The organism is Lactiplantibacillus argentoratensis, assembly GCF_037290055.1.
Lineage (GTDB): Bacteria > Bacillota > Bacilli > Lactobacillales > Lactobacillaceae > Lactiplantibacillus > Lactiplantibacillus plantarum.
In genome coordinates this window covers 454,303-470,514 of record NZ_CP147647.1, presented here as the reverse complement: position 1 = coordinate 470,514, position 16,212 = coordinate 454,303, and the positions used below count along the sequence as shown (strand labels likewise).

13 protein-coding genes are annotated in these 16,212 nt (G+C 45.0%); 4 read left to right on the top strand and 9 right to left on the bottom strand.

Translation table 11 applies throughout. From position 1 onward, the window contains the following. Nucleotides 1–75 precede the first annotated feature (75 nt). From ftsH to pth, 9 genes are all read right to left on the bottom strand, one after another. A complete protein-coding gene (ftsH, locus tag V7R88_RS02155; RefSeq protein ID WP_003643854.1) occupies nt 76–2,313 on the bottom strand; it encodes an ATP-dependent zinc metalloprotease FtsH in 2,238 nt (745 codons plus the stop codon). 79 nt (nt 2,314–2,392) lie between these two features. Further along, entirely contained in the window at nt 2,393–2,935 is a 543-nt protein-coding gene (gene hpt / locus V7R88_RS02150; RefSeq protein ID WP_003642086.1) for a hypoxanthine phosphoribosyltransferase, read from the bottom strand. A 19-nt stretch (nt 2,936–2,954) separates the two neighbouring features. Then, entirely contained in the window at nt 2,955–4,301 is a 1,347-nt protein-coding gene (tilS, locus tag V7R88_RS02145) for a tRNA lysidine(34) synthetase TilS (protein ID WP_053339255.1), read from the bottom strand. A 283-nt stretch (nt 4,302–4,584) separates the two neighbouring features. Continuing rightward, entirely contained in the window at nt 4,585–5,124 is a 540-nt protein-coding gene (locus V7R88_RS02140) for a S1 domain-containing RNA-binding protein (RefSeq protein ID WP_003642084.1), read from the bottom strand. 124 nt (nt 5,125–5,248) lie between these two features. Then, nucleotides 5,249–5,647 (bottom strand): FtsB family cell division protein, encoded by a 399-nt coding sequence (locus V7R88_RS02135; protein WP_003642083.1) that lies wholly within the window; start codon nt 5,645–5,647, stop codon nt 5,249–5,251. 120 nt (nt 5,648–5,767) lie between these two features. Then, the gene (locus V7R88_RS02130; protein ID WP_338816592.1) at nt 5,768–6,049 is read right to left on the bottom strand and encodes an RNA-binding S4 domain-containing protein; all 282 of its coding nucleotides are present in this window, start codon (nt 6,047–6,049) and stop codon (nt 5,768–5,770) included. A 2-nt stretch (nt 6,050–6,051) separates the two neighbouring features. Then, nucleotides 6,052–7,656 (bottom strand): putative polysaccharide biosynthesis protein, encoded by a 1,605-nt coding sequence (locus tag V7R88_RS02125; RefSeq protein WP_214417565.1) that lies wholly within the window; start codon nt 7,654–7,656, stop codon nt 6,052–6,054. Nucleotides 7,657–7,830: 174 nt separating this feature from the next. Beyond that, a complete protein-coding gene (gene mfd / locus V7R88_RS02120; RefSeq protein WP_338816371.1) occupies nt 7,831–11,358 on the bottom strand; it encodes a transcription-repair coupling factor in 3,528 nt (1,175 codons plus the stop codon). Between the two features lie 19 nt (nt 11,359–11,377). Then, complete coding sequence (gene pth / locus V7R88_RS02115; protein ID WP_338816370.1) at nt 11,378–11,935, bottom strand: aminoacyl-tRNA hydrolase; 558 nt, start codon at nt 11,933–11,935, stop codon at nt 11,378–11,380. A gap of 331 nt (nt 11,936–12,266) precedes the next feature. Here pth and V7R88_RS02110 point away from each other — a divergent pair, with 331 nt between their 5' ends. The 4 genes from V7R88_RS02110 (at nt 12,267) to V7R88_RS02095 (ending at nt 15,917) form a co-directional block, all read left to right on the top strand. After that, nucleotides 12,267–13,229, top strand: a complete 963-nt coding sequence (locus tag V7R88_RS02110) for an L-lactate dehydrogenase (protein WP_003642078.1) — start codon at nt 12,267–12,269, stop codon at nt 13,227–13,229. A gap of 218 nt (nt 13,230–13,447) precedes the next feature. After that, a complete protein-coding gene (locus tag V7R88_RS02105; RefSeq protein ID WP_338816369.1) occupies nt 13,448–14,842 on the top strand; it encodes a L,D-transpeptidase family protein in 1,395 nt (464 codons plus the stop codon). A 154-nt stretch (nt 14,843–14,996) separates the two neighbouring features. Next, nucleotides 14,997–15,635 (top strand): cyclic di-AMP binding protein CbpA, encoded by a 639-nt coding sequence (cbpA, locus tag V7R88_RS02100; RefSeq protein ID WP_003643849.1) that lies wholly within the window; start codon nt 14,997–14,999, stop codon nt 15,633–15,635. A gap of 42 nt (nt 15,636–15,677) precedes the next feature. Beyond that, nucleotides 15,678–15,917, top strand: coding sequence for a hypothetical protein (locus V7R88_RS02095; protein ID WP_054397617.1), 240 nt, complete (start codon nt 15,678–15,680; stop codon nt 15,915–15,917). Nucleotides 15,918–16,212: the final 295 nt, after the last annotated feature.

Genomic DNA, 16,212 nt, shown 5'->3' with positions numbered 1-16,212 from the left:
ATTTTCCTGAAATATCATAACGCATAAAAGGAGCCGAGACAAAGTCCCAGCTCCTTCATTTTACTTTATTCAATACTATGCTTGCGAATTAGTATCATCCTGCGATGATGGTGTGGCACTTTCAGCATTTGGTAAACCAGTGGCTGAAGTTGCGACATCACTGTCGGTAGCTGATTCAGTGGCTGAATTAGCTGTTGAATTGACACTACTGTCAGCACTAACTTCTGAACTAGCATCCGATTCACTTGGGAAACTTGGTTCAGCAACACTCACATTAGTCGTAGTGTCAGCTGAGTCTGCTTGCTTATCATCCGCACTTTGGTTTTGCGCGTGCTTTTCAGCTTCGCGACGTTCCAATTCACGTTTGGATTCTTCGAAGGTAGCTGCTTTCTCACTTGGGAATTCATTACTATCCTTTTCAGGCATCTTACCAGTCTTAAACAGACTGAGAATTTGCTTTTCATCCAATGTTTCGTACTTCAATAAGGCTTCCGCAATTAACTTATGCTGTTCACGGTGTGATTCGATAATATCCGTAGCAGTTTGATGCGCTTCTTGGCTCAAACGCCGGACTTCATCATCGATCAATTGTGCCGTATGTTGTGAAAAGGCACTCGCACCCATACCCTGTTGGTAAGCTGCTTGTTGGTTGGCATTTTCTAACTCAACAGGACCAAGCTTTTCACTCATCCCATATTGAGTAACCATTGCCCGGGCAATTTGCGTTGCCTGTTCAAAGTCATTAGAAGCACCTGATGATTGCGCCCCAAAGATAATTTCTTCAGCAGCACGACCACCCATTAAACCAGCCATTTGTTCCTTCGCATCACGTTTCGACATCAACATCTGATCTTCACGTGGTAACATGATGGCATAACCGCCAGCACGACCCCGTGGCACGATCGTTACTTTATGAACGACCCGTGCATCATTCAAGACCAATCCAACAATCGTATGACCAGCTTCGTGATAAGCCACGGTTTCCCGTTCATGCTTATTCACAACGCGATCATGCTTAGCAGGTCCGGCAATGACCCGATCTTCTGCTTCATCGAGATCCGCAGCGTCAACTTGCTTCTTATTACGACGGGCAGCTAACAAGGCCGCTTCGTTCAATAGGTTTTCCAAATCGGCACCCACGAATCCAGGTGTTTGCTTGGCAATTTCCTTCAAATCAACGTCAGCTGCTAATGGCTTATTCTTAGCATGGACTTTTAAGATGGCTTCCCGACCCTTGACGTCTGGACGACCAACTAAGATCTTCCGGTCGAAACGACCTGGACGAAGTAAGGCAGGATCAAGTACATCAGAACGGTTTGTCGCCGCCATGACGATGACACCTTCATTACCTGTAAAACCATCCATTTCAACTAACAATTGGTTCAGGGTTTGTTCACGTTCATCATGACCGCCGCCCATACCATTGCCACGTTGCCGACCAACCGCATCAATTTCATCAATAAAGATGATAGATGGGGCGTTCTTCTTAGCTTGTTCGAATAAGTCCCGAACCCGGCTAGCACCAACCCCGACGAACATTTCGACGAAGTCAGAACCAGAGATTGAGAAGAATGGGACACCAGCTTCACCGGCAACCGCTTTAGCAAGCAACGTTTTACCAGTACCAGGAGGCCCCTCGAGGAGTACCCCAGATGGGATCCGTGCACCTAAGGACACGAACTTCCGCGGATCTTTCAAGAATTCGACAACTTCGACCAATTCTTGCTTTTCTTCTTCTTCACCGGCAACATCTGAGAAACGAACCTTATTTTGCTTACTATCAGCTGGTTTTGCTTTGGTCTTACCAAAGTTCATAACCCGGTTGTTCCCGCCGCCTTGTCCTGCTTGTCCCATCATCATATAGAAGAGGAATAACATCAGGATGACTGGCGCGATGTACATTAATAACGTGACCCAGATGCCGCTAGATTCTTCGGCCTTAGCCGTAACCTTGACGTCATGCTTAGCCGCCAACTTAGAAACTTGGTCAACCGTGGAGTTGTTTTCCAACATCGTTGTTGAAAATGACGTCGTCTTTGTAGATGCGCTCTTGATACCAAGGGCGTTTGCAGAAGAAGTCGTCCGTGCTTTCCGGTATGAACCAGTTACCTTGTAGACGCCGCCACTAGGCTGGATACTAACGTTTTTAACGTTATTCTTATCTAATTGTTTGACAAATTCGCTATAACGAATATTTTGCGTTTGTGAGCCGGAATTACCGCCAAAGAAAAAGTAGATAATTCCCATCAAGCTCAGAAACATCAAAATGTAAAATAAGCTATTACGAAAGAGTCCATTGCGTCGATTGTTCATATGTGCCTCCTTCATCGAAACTTTTATATACAGTACTTCGATAGTCTAAATAATAGCACATTTGACTATCATTGACCAATTATTTATGCTCGTAAATCGCAGGTTTTAAAATCCCAACGTACGGCAAGTTCCGATAGCGTTCTGCATAGTCAAGACCGTAACCGACCACAAACTCATTCGGTACTTCAAAACCAATATAATCTGCCTTAATATCAACGAGTCGACCAGCTGGTTTATCCAATAACGTGCAGACCTTAACTGAGTTCACATCGCGCCGCTTCAACAAATCGATCAAGAACTTCAACGTCCGCCCGGTATCAATGATGTCTTCAATGACTAACACATCACGACCCGTCACATCAGCATCTAAGTCCTTCGTTAGTTGAACCTCACCACTAGAGATCGTTTCATTACCGTAACTTGATAAATTAATAAAATCAAGATCCGCGTAAATATCCATTTCACGAATAATGTCCGTGGTAAATAAAACGGCACCCTTGAGTACGCAAATAATTAATGGGTTCTTACCAGCATATGCAGTTGTGAGTTCTTTTCCTAATTTTTGTGCAACCTGATGGATATCCTCGCGACTATAAAGTACTCGTTCAATGTCGTTGTTCATCGTTTCAGATGTACTCCTTTCAACTCTCGTGTTTTAAGGCTAAAAATACTGTCTGGGTACCAGTCGTACGATAGCTAAACTTATGACCGACCACCCACAGAACGTTCCCTTGAGCATTCACTAACACTTGCACCTGTTCACGCCGTTCAGCCGGAACTTTTCGATCAATCAGCAGTCGACGTACCAGCTGATGACCACCGCCCTTGAGAACGATTCGATCACCAGCTTGCCACGGCCGCCACACTAGCGGCCAATCGGCTTCTGTTAACCAAAATGGCTGACTGACAACATTTGGCACCCGCGTAAAGATTCCCACCGTTTGGGTTGCAGTAATTTTCTGCCATTGGTTTAAGTCTACCATAATTTTTTCACGGGGCATTAACTTTTTACCCCTTTTTTTTATTGGCAAAGCTTCAATGATACCAGCGTTACGGTACAACTCCCAGGCCGCGTTTACCGTTAATCTACTCGTGGCAGGCCGCGTCCGTTGTCCCCACGAGACCAGCGGTTGTAACTTCGACTCGGTGAATAGTTGTTGCGTCTGCTGCTCGAGCCACGTCGCAAAAACGGCTAACTGCCACTGGCTCGGGAGTGCGCCCCACTGATCAACAACCAACGCCCCTGTGGCCGTTACGACCTGCGACAGTAGTACCGTGACCATTTGCTTTTTAGCCGTCAACAGCGTTGTCAACTGTTGCTGGTAATCGGCCACATGCTTTAATAACTGGGGATTAACCGTCATAAGTTCTGGCACGACACGGTGCCGAATCCGATTACGGGTCAAGGCCACATCTTGATTAGTAACGTCTTCAAAATAAACGACATGCTGCTCGGCAGCATAGTTTCGTAGCTGATCTTTCGACCACGTCAACAACGGCCGAATTAATCGGCCCGTTGCAAAGGGCCGACTAGTTGCGATTCCTGTCAATTGTGAGATGTCGCCACCACGCGCAAGCTTCATCAGATACGTTTCGACTTGATCATTGGCGTGGTGCGCAGTCAAAACTGCCGTTGCACGATTTTCCCGCATCACCTTAGCAAAAACATGGTACCGAAACTGACGCCCAGCTGCTTCGATACCACTCTTGGGATGTGCCGCGGGTAGCCAATCGGCCATGACTAGCTGCAAGTTTTGCTGCTGGCAATATTGTCGCAAGTAGTCCGCTTCCATTTGACTTTGTTCGCGTAAATGATGATTAACATGAGCCACCACTACCCGTGGCCGTTCCGCTGCTGGCAATCGTTGCAACAAATGCAACAATACCATTGAATCGACCCCAGTCGACACCGCTACCACCACTGTTTGCTGTGGTGATAACAGTTTGGCTGCAGCTAATTGCCGATTGAACTTTTGAATTGGTGTCATCTTAACCTCCCATCTAACTTCATTATAAATACATTGGATTTATTTATTGTTAAAACTTGCCGATTAGTTGGCTGGTCGTTTGTCACCTATTTGAACATTATTCCGACTGGATAGCATAAGATGAACTAGCCAAGCAAGTTTACAGTAACTCACACCGTTTCCAACGTGTCTCGCTGACTGACCTTGAACAATCGGCAATTTTCAATAAAAAAAGCACGGTCGTGACTCTAAATAGCCGCACCGTGCTTCAAAATTTAACTAGATTAATGGCAAGTCACTAAGTTTAGCTACGACGACCGCCACGGCCACCACGCTTACCTTCAGTATTACGCTTTAAGGTTGCTAGCCGATCCTCGCTATCTTTTAAGAAACCAGACATCAATGAATCAAAGTCCTGCTTCTTAGGTTCATGTTGTCGTGATTGGTAACGACCGCCGCCATTTCCCCCACGACTATGGAAATTATTTGACCGATCGTGATGATTGCCATTGCTTTGACGTTCACCATGACCATGGTTGTTACCTTGATGATTGTTTGGCCGGTTGCCACCCTGATGGTTGCCATGATGTTCATGTTCACCCTGAGGTTTGTCAACCGCTTTACGGATTGACAAGCCAATCTTACCGTCATCACCAACGGATAACACTTTGACTGTAACATCGTCGCCCACGCTCAAGACATCATGAATGTCCTTTACAAAGCCATCGGAAACCTCACTGATGTGTACTAGCCCCGTTTGATTATTACCCAAGTTTACAAATGCACCAAAATTAGTAATCCCAGATACCTTACCAGTGACTTTTGTACCTACTTCAATTGCCATAAAAAAAGTTGTTCCTCCTATGAAATAATGGTTTTAGTATAGCATACTTTGTGAAACGTTGAGTTATACATTTAAGCAATTAATAAAAAGTGGTCTACTCATATAAAGCAGACCACAACCCCGATTAGTTGGCAGTTACATCCGCAGCATTATCATTTGGTAAGCTGTAGACCGTTTCGCCACTCTTCGTATAATCATACTTTGAACGTAATAACTTTTGTAAGTAATCCTTATTATTCAACTGTTTGATCTGACTCTCAAGTTGATTATTTTTTTGCTGCACCTTTTTTAATTTAACTTGACTGGTCGCAACTTGACGGTTTACCTGGTGCAGATTGGACCGCGTATTAATCAACTGAAAACCAAAGAATAGTATCAATGCTCCGAACACCGCAACAATCAAAATAAACCGTCGCCGCCGTACTTGTGCAACACGCTGGGCTTGCCCATGCTCGTCGGTGGCAACTTGACGAATATAATCATTATCTAACTGCTTGATTTTGTTACGTGACCCGTTCGTCATGTTGGTCCAGTCCTTTCAAATTGGGTTGCCTAAATTATAACAACTTCATCGGCCGGTGTAAACGACATCATGCTGATTAAGTCAACGTTTACGACCATTTCGATGAACGGATACACCGACCTAATCACTAAATGGTTGGCGATAATCCGTTTTGTAGTCTTCGCTGATGATATCATACGTCAGCTCGGCATCATTTTTCTTAGTTGTTTCCAATAACTGCGTCACTTTGACTGTTAATGTCTTATTTCCAAAACTAATAATTAGTTCATCATCAACGCTAACATTACTGGAAGATTTCGCTACCTTACCGTTAATTTGAATCCGCCCCTTATCGGCGATTTCTTTAGCAACAGAGCGCCGCTTGATGATTCGTGAAACCTTTAAAAACTTATCTAAACGCATACTCATGAATGATGTTCCTTTCCTTTTGCAACGGCCTTAATTAGCCGCTTTCCATATGGCAACACTAACCACTCGCGAATCGTGAATAATCGGGCATAGACGGCCCCGGCAACAAACACCAGCACACCGATTAGCACCCCAATCACCGTTATAATTCCAGCCATTCCACGCGTATTCGCTAGTATCGGACCTACTAAGGCGGTGATTTGATGACAACTAAGGATCACCACGATACCCATTACGGCACTTAATGCGAGCAATTTTATCAAATAACCACTCTCTAATAGCACCTGCTGCAAGTCTTCCGGCGAACCTAACCACATGACCGCAAACATCACGGCCAAGCTCAATACGGTCACCGCACTGGCACCGTTGATGCCATAGTGGACCACGAAGATGTAATTAGCCAGCACTTTTGTCGCTAATCCAGCAATGATGCCAATGATCATGGCCGTATATTCGTTCAAACTCTGTAACACACTTGTATACGTCGTAATCAACGCTGCAAATAAAATACTAATAATATAGATTCGCAATGCCGTTGTTCCTTCTAATGAACCAAATAACAAGCGATTGATTTGTGGCATCAACGCAACTAGACCGACCGTCGCTGCCATTGATAATGCTAAACTAACGTGAACCATCGCCTGTGTCTGGCGCTTGAATTCAATCGGTTGACGCTTGGCTAACGCATCCGTCAAAGCAGGCAATAACGTTGCTGAAAAGGCCGTCGCCACCACCAACCCTAACTGAACCAAAGGTTGACCACGATCGTAGACCCCTTTTAGTGCCTTGGCTACTTCTGGTAACTGACCTTGATGCACCAAGCCCCGCATAACCGTAAATGAATCCACTAATTGCAGTAAGATAACGACAGCGGCGACAAGACACAGCGTCCCACCTTCAATTACAAATCTTTTGGTTAATTTGCGATAACTAGGTAACGGGTGGGTCGGTGCGGGTGCGGGCGCCAATAAATAGCGTAGACCAAAAGCAGTAAAAATCAGTGATGAACAGATTGCAGCTAGTGGCGCTGAACTCATTGCCCACGTTCCCATCCAATAATTATCCCAACCGAGACGGACACTGAAATATGCAGCCATGATGATAATTGCGACCCGTACGACCTGTTCGATCAGTTGGGACACTGCGGTCGGTCCCATCAAAAATTTTCCTTGATAGTAACCACGGCCGGTTGCTAACCATGGCATAAAGACAAACATCCAAGCCACGGCACTAATGATTGGTGCTAGATTAACGTCACCCATGTGGGCCGCAATCCACGTTGCACCAAGCTGCAAGCCGAAAAAGACGACCAACGATAATCCGGATAAGATATGAAACGCCCGCCGTGCAATCAGCGACTTACTCGTTTCGTCTGGCTGTTCTGCCACTAACTTAGAAATAAAATTTGGAAATCCATTTAATGCAAAGGTCATGCCAATGCCGTACAGCGGATAAATCTGCTGATAAACGTAAAATCCCGTATTACCAACCATGTTCTGTAAGGGAATCCGGTATACCGCGCTTAAAATCTTAGCGACTAATGATGATATCGATAAAATCAACGCACCTTTGAACACGGTGTTCAAGTGATCCTTTGGCATAACAAATCCCTTCTACCGAGCAACTCGGTGTCTCATACTAATTCATTTGAGCCGTGCCCTGACTAGCCAGGACAACGCCCCATCAGACGATAATTCCTGCTATTTGCCATTGGTTCCACTCGATAGCGCTTAACCCACCCCGTGCAACCATGCTTCATAACAACAACTACCGAGCTAAGACGCACTAGCGACATCGTCTTCGGCTAAGATCAAACTCAGTTGTTCGACAAACTGTGTTAATTGCGCCAGCCACTCATCCTGTTGCATCTTTGGCTGAATGACTAATTTAACCTTCATTTTATCATCATCAATTCCAACTGTCGCTTTTAATTTTGTTTTTGCCAAGGCCTTAAAAATATCTTTAGTATCTAGCTTAGCCGTCCCTTGTTTGGATAACGTTAGGTGTAGCTCACTATCGTCACGCTGAATCTTCTCAATCAGCGCGTCATCCGCCAGTAACTTCAGCTTACCTACTGCTAATAGTCCAGCGACTTCTACCGGATAATCACCAAATCGATCCATTAAATCATCCTGAACTTCCATGTACTGATCATTATTCTCCAGCTGGCGAATCCGTTTATAAATTTCGATCTTTTGCCGTTCATCTTCAATATAGCTGGTCGGCAAGTAGGCTTCGATTCCAAGTTCGACCGTGGCATCGGTCTTAACTTTAGCCGCCTGACCACGCTTCTTCGCCACTGCTTCTGACAACATCTGGGTATAGAGGTCATAACCAACTGAGTCAATAAAGCCGTGCTGTTGCTTACCTAACAAGTTACCAGCACCCCGAATCGACAAGTCGCGCATCGCGATTTTAAAGCCAGATCCAAGTTCCGTAAAGTCCTTGATGGCCTGTAACCGTTTCTCACCAACTTCTGTCAAAACTTTATTTTGCTGATAAGTAAAGTAAGCATAGGCGACCCGACTACTCCGACCAATCCGACCACGCAACTGGTATAGCTGTGACAGTCCCATCCGGTCAGCATTTTCCACAAATAAGGTGTTGACGTTTGGAATATCAACCCCGGTCTCAATGATCGTCGTTGTCACTAACACATCGTACTCACCCCGAATGAAATCGTAGAGAATCCCTTCGAGTTGTGACTCAGGCATCTGACCATCAATATGGGCCACCGCCGCGTCAGGAACCAAGTCTTTGATCTGTGCAACGACTTTATCAATATCATGAACCCGGTTATGCAAATAAAAAACCTGCCCATTACGTTGCATTTCTCGTTCAATTCCCTCTTTAATGACGCCAAAATTCTGTTCCATGACGTACGTTTGGATCGGATAACGGTTCGTTGGCGGCGTCTCAATCACTGATAAGTCCCGTACACCGAGCATCGACATGTGTAATGTTCGCGGAATCGGCGTTGCCGTTAACGTCAAGACATCCACACTAGCCTTCAAGGCCTTCAGTCGTTCCTTATGCTTGACCCCAAACCGTTGTTCCTCATCAATAATGAGCAGGCCCAGATCAGCAAACGCGACGTCCTTAGACAGTAAGCGGTGCGTACCAACCACGATGTCAATTTCACCACTCTTTAACTGTTGGACCGTCTCTTTCATTTCCTTAGTTGTTCTGAATCGTGACAGCATGCCAACGTTAATCGGGTAGCCTTCAAACCGATTCAGCATCGTTTCATAATGTTGCTGAGCTAAAATGGTCGTTGGCACTAGAAAGGCCACTTGTTTGCCGGCCTCAATCGCCTTAAACGCGGCCCGCAACGCGACTTCCGTCTTCCCATAACCAACATCGCCGACCAATAGGCGGTCCATCGGTTTCGGTCGTTCCATATCATGCTTGATTTCATTAATACTACGAATTTGATCCGGCGTCTCTGGGTACGGAAAATCGTTATCGAAATCATCTTGATAACTATCGTCCGGTGGAAAGGCGTAACCTTTCTCCGCCTCTCGCTTGGCATACAGGTCGACTAGTTCATCCGCGATATCTTCAATTTTCGCCGCGACTTTGCGCTTCGCTTTCGTCCATTCGGTACCACCCAACTTATTGATGCGTGGCGTCTTTGATTCTGACGAAACGTACTTTTGAACTAGGTTTAACTGGGTCACGGGAATAAAGATCTTCGCATTATTTTGATACGCAATCGTAATGTAGTCTTGATGGACACCATCAACTTCCAGCGTCTCCATACCAACGTACTTTCCGATCCCGTGATTGACGTGCACGACGTAATCGCCGGGTTTGAGATCCGTATAACTCTTCAACCGTTCGGCATTAGCCAAGGTCTGACGACGTGGACGCTTCTTAGCCACCTTTTTGAACATTTCTTGCTCGGTTACGATGACTAATTTACCATCCGGAAACTCAAATCCATTTTGCAAGCTACCTTGCACGATTTGAACCGCACCCGGTTGTAAATTAGTGGCCTTAGTCATGACCGCTTCGATTTCAAAATCATCAAGCGTATCACTGACCTTTGTCAGACGCTCAGCCTCTGATACCATCAAGACCACCGTCTGTTTAAGGTTATGCCACCGATCCAGTTCGGTCTTCAACGCTGGGAGCTGCCCAAAAAATTCCTGCATCGGGCGTGTGCGCACGTTAGTTACTTGCGCTAGTTTGACGTTGCCGATGCCCTTTTGAAACAGCGAAATCAAGAGTTGTGCATGTTGGTCATCCCGGAGCAAATCCCGAATATCATTGCCGTAACTCGCAGTTGCCAGCACCCGGTGATGTGCCAATTGGTCCGTAACCCAGTCAGCTTCTTGCGTTAATAACTGCTGCTCACTATCAAGCAAACGCGAATATTCTTCGAAGATAACGAGCCCGTCAGCGGCCACATAGTCAAAAATACTCGTTTTCCGGTCGTATAAATAATCGCCATATAATAATAAATCGTTTCCGATAATTCCTTTTTCCATGTCAGCTAAAGGTTGTGCTAAATTATCGGCCAAAGTCTGGCGTTCGGCTGGCTTGAGTTTCTTACTTTCAGCCGCAATCGCCGTTTTAAGACGCTGTGCCCCGGCCTGCAGCATAGCTGATGTCAGGATAAAATCGGTAGCTGGCAAAATTGTATACTCATCCAAGTTTTCCACCGAACGTTGCGTTTCCGGGTCAAAATACTTCAGTGTATCAACTTCAGTATCAAAGAAGTCCAGTCGTAAAGGGTAGTCCGCATCTAACGGGTAAATATCCACGATTGAGCCCCGTACCGCAAAATCTCCTGGGCGTGCGACTAACTTTTCCTTAACGTAACCCATGTCGTGTAGTTGCCGCTGCAAGTCTTCCAAATCAATATCTTGACCAACGGCTACCGGTAACGTGGCTGCTTGAAATTGTGCGACGGGCGGCAAGAACCGCCGGGCACCTGCAACCGAGGTCACGACCACTGCCGGACTGTCACGCAATAAGGCGTTTAAAGCCTGGACCCGTTGCGCTCGTGACTCTGGTGAACTTGTCGCAACCTCCGTCGCAATCATTTCTTCAGCTGGGAATAAAAAAACTTGGTCTTCATCTAAGAGACTCGTTAAATCATCCACTAGCTGACTCGCGTGAAAACCGTTATCGGTCACGATCAGTAATGAATGCGTTAATTGGTGAAATAGCGCGCTTAAATAAACCGTTCGTGCCGAACCGTTCAATCCAGTGATTAGTTGCCGACTACGCGGGCTGATACCTGCTAAAATTGTTTGAAAGTCGGGCGTTTGCTCAACAATCGTTTCAATATCCATTCTGTCGTTTCCTCCCGGGCTAGTTATATTGATTCATAACTGCCGCAAAATCATCATTTGCTAACCAAGCTTCGACCGCCGCTAGCGCCGTAATCTTAGCATCGTCAAACTTTGTCACCTCGGCTGGCGTAAATTTTCCCAACACGTAATCAACCACACTCATCTTCTGAGGATGGTCAATACCAACTTTAACGCGCTTGAAGTGCTGATCGCCAACATGACTAATAATGCTCTTGATGCCATTATGACCACCCGCCGATCCCTTTTGTTTGAGGCGTACTTTTCCTAATGGCAAATCTAAATCATCATGTATAACGAGCAAATCAGCAGGATCAACATTGTAATAGCTCATCAACGGTCCCACCGCTCGTCCAGAATCATTCATATAAGTGGCGGGTTTCACCAGTAAAATCTTCTCACCGTCTTGAAAAGCCGTTGCCACCTGTGCTTCAAATTTACTCGTTTGAAACGTAACGTTTAGTTTGCTAGCTAATTCGTCCACAATCATAAAACCAACATTATGACGTGTCTGGGCATATTGCCGCCCAATGTTGCCTAACCCAACGATCATTTTCATAATTTTATCTTCTCCTATTACTTTGCATACCAAAACAGGCCGAACCGGTAATCGACCCGATTCGGCAACTCTGAGTAACGATACCACCTAAGTCGTATTGGCACCACTACTCACACCGTGACCGACGCGCCCGCCAGTCAAGTGTTCAAAAGTTAGCGTTTATTAAGTGCGATAAGTATACCACAAAGGGCTTATTGACGCCCGCCAAAGGGTTTTGCGGACATTGTTAATAATTGTATTAAAAGCATGCTCAATCTAACACTTATTTTGCACAAACATGGTATACTTTAACCGTAAAAACTAAATTTTCACTACGAGAGGATGACTTATTTTGTCAAGCATGCCAAATCATCAAAAAGTTGTGTTAGTCGGCGACGGCGCTGTTGGTTCTAGTTACGCTTTTGCCATGGCACAACAAGGAATTGCTGAAGAATTTGTAATTGTCGATGTTGTTAAAGATCGGACAAAGGGTGACGCCCTTGATCTTGAAGACGCCCAAGCATTCACCGCTCCCAAGAAGATTTACTCAGGCGAATATTCAGATTGTAAGGACGCTGACTTAGTTGTTATTACAGCCGGTGCGCCTCAAAAGCCTGGTGAATCACGTTTAGACTTAGTTAACAAGAATTTAAATATCCTATCATCCATTGTCAAACCAGTTGTTGACTCCGGCTTTGACGGCATCTTCTTAGTTGCTGCTAACCCTGTTGACATCTTAACTTACGCTACTTGGAAATTCTCAGGTTTCCCAAAGGATCGTGTCATTGGTTCAGGGACTTCCTTAGACTCTTCACGTTTACGCGTTGCGTTAGGCAAACAATTCAATGTTGATCCTCGTTCCGTTGATGCTTACATCATGGGTGAACACGGTGATTCTGAATTTGCTGCTTACTCAACTGCAACCATCGGGACACGTCCAGTTCGCGATGTCGCTAAGGAACAAGGCGTTTCTGACGAAGATTTAGCCAAGTTAGAAGACGGTGTTCGTAACAAAGCTTACGACATCATCAACTTGAAGGGTGCCACGTTCTACGGTATCGGGACTGCTTTAATGCGGATTTCCAAAGCCATTTTACGTGATGAAAATGCCGTTTTACCAGTAGGTGCCTACATGGACGGCCAATACGGCTTAAACGACATTTATATCGGGACTCCGGCTGTGATTGGTGGAACTGGTTTGAAACAAATCATCGAATCACCACTTTCAGCTGACGAACTCAAGAAGATGCAAGATTCCGCCGCAACTTTGAAAAAAGTGCTTAACGACGGTTTAGCTGAATTAGAAAACAAATAATCATTTAATACGATTAAATGTATGATGAACGCTCGTCTATAGCAGACGGGCGTTTTTTTATTTGCTTGAGGGTACCTTAGCGATTCATTAAAGCGCAACACGCACTAAAGGCTATTTTTAAAACTTTCTTATCACGATTACCGGCCTTGAAGTTTGCACTCATCTCACTTCTGTTATAAGGTGAGAATATTACGAATATATGGAGGACCAACTTAATTATGAAACATAAACGTGGACTTATGATTGGGGGCAGTATCCTCGGTCTCCTCGTCATCGGATATGTTGCCACGAGCTTAATCTGGCAACATCAACAAACGTTCCTCAGTAATACGTCGGTCGCTGGTGTTGACGTCAGTGGTAAAACCGCCGCTCAAGCAGCACCGAAAGTTAATCGCGCTTTAGAACATCGCACTTATCGAATTATTGAAAACGGCCAAACAAAGTACTCATTTACCAGCAAATCAGCCGGTATTACAATCAATACTAAAAAAGATTTAACCAAATTAGTGACCAAACAAAACTACTGGCGTTGGCCCCTTGCACTATTGCAATCGGCTCAGGCTGATGATAGCTCAGCGGTTGGACAACTAACCATCAATCATACTGATTTGAAAACCCTACTACAAAAAATCACCACGACTGCCAATCAAACCAAACGAACAAAAACTGAAAACGCCAAGTTAGTTTATCAACATAACCAAGTTGAGATTAAGAAAGAAGTTCAAGGAACCGAATTAGATCAAGCTAAACTTAAGACGGTCGTCACCAAAGCAATTAGTAATGGTGACAGTCATATCACCCTTAAAGACGCCTACGTCACTCCGACCGTTACCAGCACGAGTGCTAGTTTAAAGACGGCCAAAGCAAAATCAGCGAAATACGCTACCGAAAAGGCCACCTATAATATCAACGGTCATAAATTCACGATTCCTCACGACCTAATTCTCAGTTGGATTAAAGTCGATAAGCAAGGTAAAGTGAGTTTAGACCAAAACGCTGTTCTGACTTACGTGAAGCAATTGAATGATAAGTATCATACCTATCATACGACGCGTCAGTTCAAGAGTACGGCGCGTGGAACCGTATCCGTCAGCGGCGGGTTTTATGGCTGGACCATCAAAACTGAATCGGAAGCCAAAGCCCTCGCTACTGAAATCTTGAAGGGCAAGGACTTTACCCGCTCACCAATCACCAGTGGTTCCGGATATAACAACAAGGGCACTGACATCGGCAACACCTACGTCGAAGTTGATAAAGAAAATCAGCATATGTACGTCTACGTTGATGGAAAGCTCAAAGTTTCAACGGACATCGTTACTGGAAAGCCCGGTAAACACGCTACAACAACGGGTGTTTGGTACATCTGGAATAAGGAAAAGAACGCGACCCTTAAAGGTGATAATGACGATGGCTCAAGTTATTCCCAACCAGTTTCTTATTGGATGCCGTTCGATGACACTGGCGAAGGAATTCACGATTCTTCATGGCAAACTCAATATGGTGGTACTTGGTACAAGAAGCACGGCTCGCATGGTTGTGTGAACACCCCACCTTCTGTCATGAAAAAAGTTTTTGCTACCGTGCCAGTCGGAACACCAGTCATTGTTTTCTAATTTAAATCTAATTTAGCCAAGCCGGTCTGAATGTTATCATGCCGGCTTTTTCATCCCTTTTAGCCGTCGTTTTATGTCATAATGATACGTGTAAGCGGTCGTTTTATGGTATTATTTATTAAAACAAACTAATAAATCTGGGGGACCAACTGCTATGCTATTAAAAACACTCGTTAAGCCCAAAGAACGCCTCGTCACCATTACGGCGGACGCGACCTTAGAGGACGCCTTAAAAGTCCTGGAAGATTCCGGCTTCCGCTGTATTCCAATCTTAGATGAAACCGGTCATATCTTCCGCGGTAATATCTACAAGATGCACATCTACCGGCACAAATCCCGTGGTGGCGACATGTCGCTTCCCGTGACGACCCTGCTTAAAAATGCCACGAAAACGATTCAAGTCGACTCCGCCTTCTACAACATCTTCTTCTCCATCAAAGATTTGCCATACATTGCGGTGCTCGATGAACACGGTTATTTCTATGGCATTCTCACTCATACGCGTCTGCTCGACATGCTCTCACAATCTTGGAACGTTAATGTTGGTAGCTATGTTTTAACAGTTGTCTCCGTTGGTGAACGTGGTGATCTTGCAGCCATGGCTAAGATTATCACGAAATATACTTCAATCGCCGGCTGCCTGACCTTAGACGTCCAAAACGGGACACTCGGTTATCGGACGCTCTTTACCTTGCCAGAAAATGTCGACAGTGAAAAGCTCAAACGAATTATCGACAACTTGAATCGCAAACAATTTAAAGTCATCGAAGTGGAAGATTTACAAGCTGAATAATATCAGTTGCCCCGAGGTTACCTTGGGGCTTTTTTTAATGAGATGAATTTTCAGATCAAAAGCGACCCGCTTAAGACCGCTGGGCGCAATTCGAGTTGGCATCAGTATGTCGTCCTAGCACCGACCTCCAGGTATTTCTCACAATTGTTGGAACGTGGTGGGCGCAGATTTGAGTCGAAAAATCGCGTCACAATTGCTGGCCGTTCATTTGCCATTCAAGCAGCTTACCGAAACGTGCTCGGTGCCACTGAAGCCTGTACTTGCTATGCTAAGTTATTCTAAGCCAGAAGAAAATTATCTCCGACTTAGAATAGGACTCATATTTGAGATTGCGCGCTAGGGTTAGTGCGTTAGCTCAAATCGACCTTGTGGACATTCCAGCGATTGTCACCCAGCCCCGGAGGCCTTAGTAGAACACACACTGGAATCTTGATGCAGCATTAAATTACCGCTGACTAATTTCAAACCATTTAAATCTACCTGCTAATTTTAACAAGCAATGTCATTTATCTAAAATCATTTGACAAGCATGAAAGTCAATGATAAAGTAGTCAACATTAAATAAAGATTAGAAAAC

What these genes read in the sequence shown, in the direction of transcription:
- hpt (WP_003642086.1), bottom strand. Translation starts at nt 2,935, where the DNA reads ATGAACAACGACATTGAACGAGTACTTTATAGTCGCGAGGATATCCAT.
- V7R88_RS02125 (WP_214417565.1), bottom strand. Translation starts at nt 7,656, where the DNA reads ATGCCAAAGGATCACTTGAACACCGTGTTCAAAGGTGCGTTGATTTTA.
- mfd (WP_338816371.1), bottom strand. Translation starts at nt 11,358, where the DNA reads ATGGATATTGAAACGATTGTTGAGCAAACGCCCGACTTTCAAACAATT.
- ftsH (WP_003643854.1), bottom strand. Translation starts at nt 2,313, where the DNA reads ATGAACAATCGACGCAATGGACTCTTTCGTAATAGCTTATTTTACATT.
- V7R88_RS02095 (WP_054397617.1), top strand. Translation starts at nt 15,678, where the DNA reads ATGAATTTTCAGATCAAAAGCGACCCGCTTAAGACCGCTGGGCGCAAT.
- pth (WP_338816370.1), bottom strand. Translation starts at nt 11,935, where the DNA reads ATGAAAATGATCGTTGGGTTAGGCAACATTGGGCGGCAATATGCCCAG.
- V7R88_RS02105 (WP_338816369.1), top strand. Translation starts at nt 13,448, where the DNA reads ATGAAACATAAACGTGGACTTATGATTGGGGGCAGTATCCTCGGTCTC.
- V7R88_RS02140 (WP_003642084.1), bottom strand. Translation starts at nt 5,124, where the DNA reads ATGGCAATTGAAGTAGGTACAAAAGTCACTGGTAAGGTATCTGGGATT.
- V7R88_RS02130 (WP_338816592.1), bottom strand. Translation starts at nt 6,049, where the DNA reads ATGCGTTTAGATAAGTTTTTAAAGGTTTCACGAATCATCAAGCGGCGC.
- V7R88_RS02135 (WP_003642083.1), bottom strand. Translation starts at nt 5,647, where the DNA reads ATGACGAACGGGTCACGTAACAAAATCAAGCAGTTAGATAATGATTAT.
- tilS (WP_053339255.1), bottom strand. Translation starts at nt 4,301, where the DNA reads ATGACACCAATTCAAAAGTTCAATCGGCAATTAGCTGCAGCCAAACTG.
- cbpA (WP_003643849.1), top strand. Translation starts at nt 14,997, where the DNA reads ATGCTATTAAAAACACTCGTTAAGCCCAAAGAACGCCTCGTCACCATT.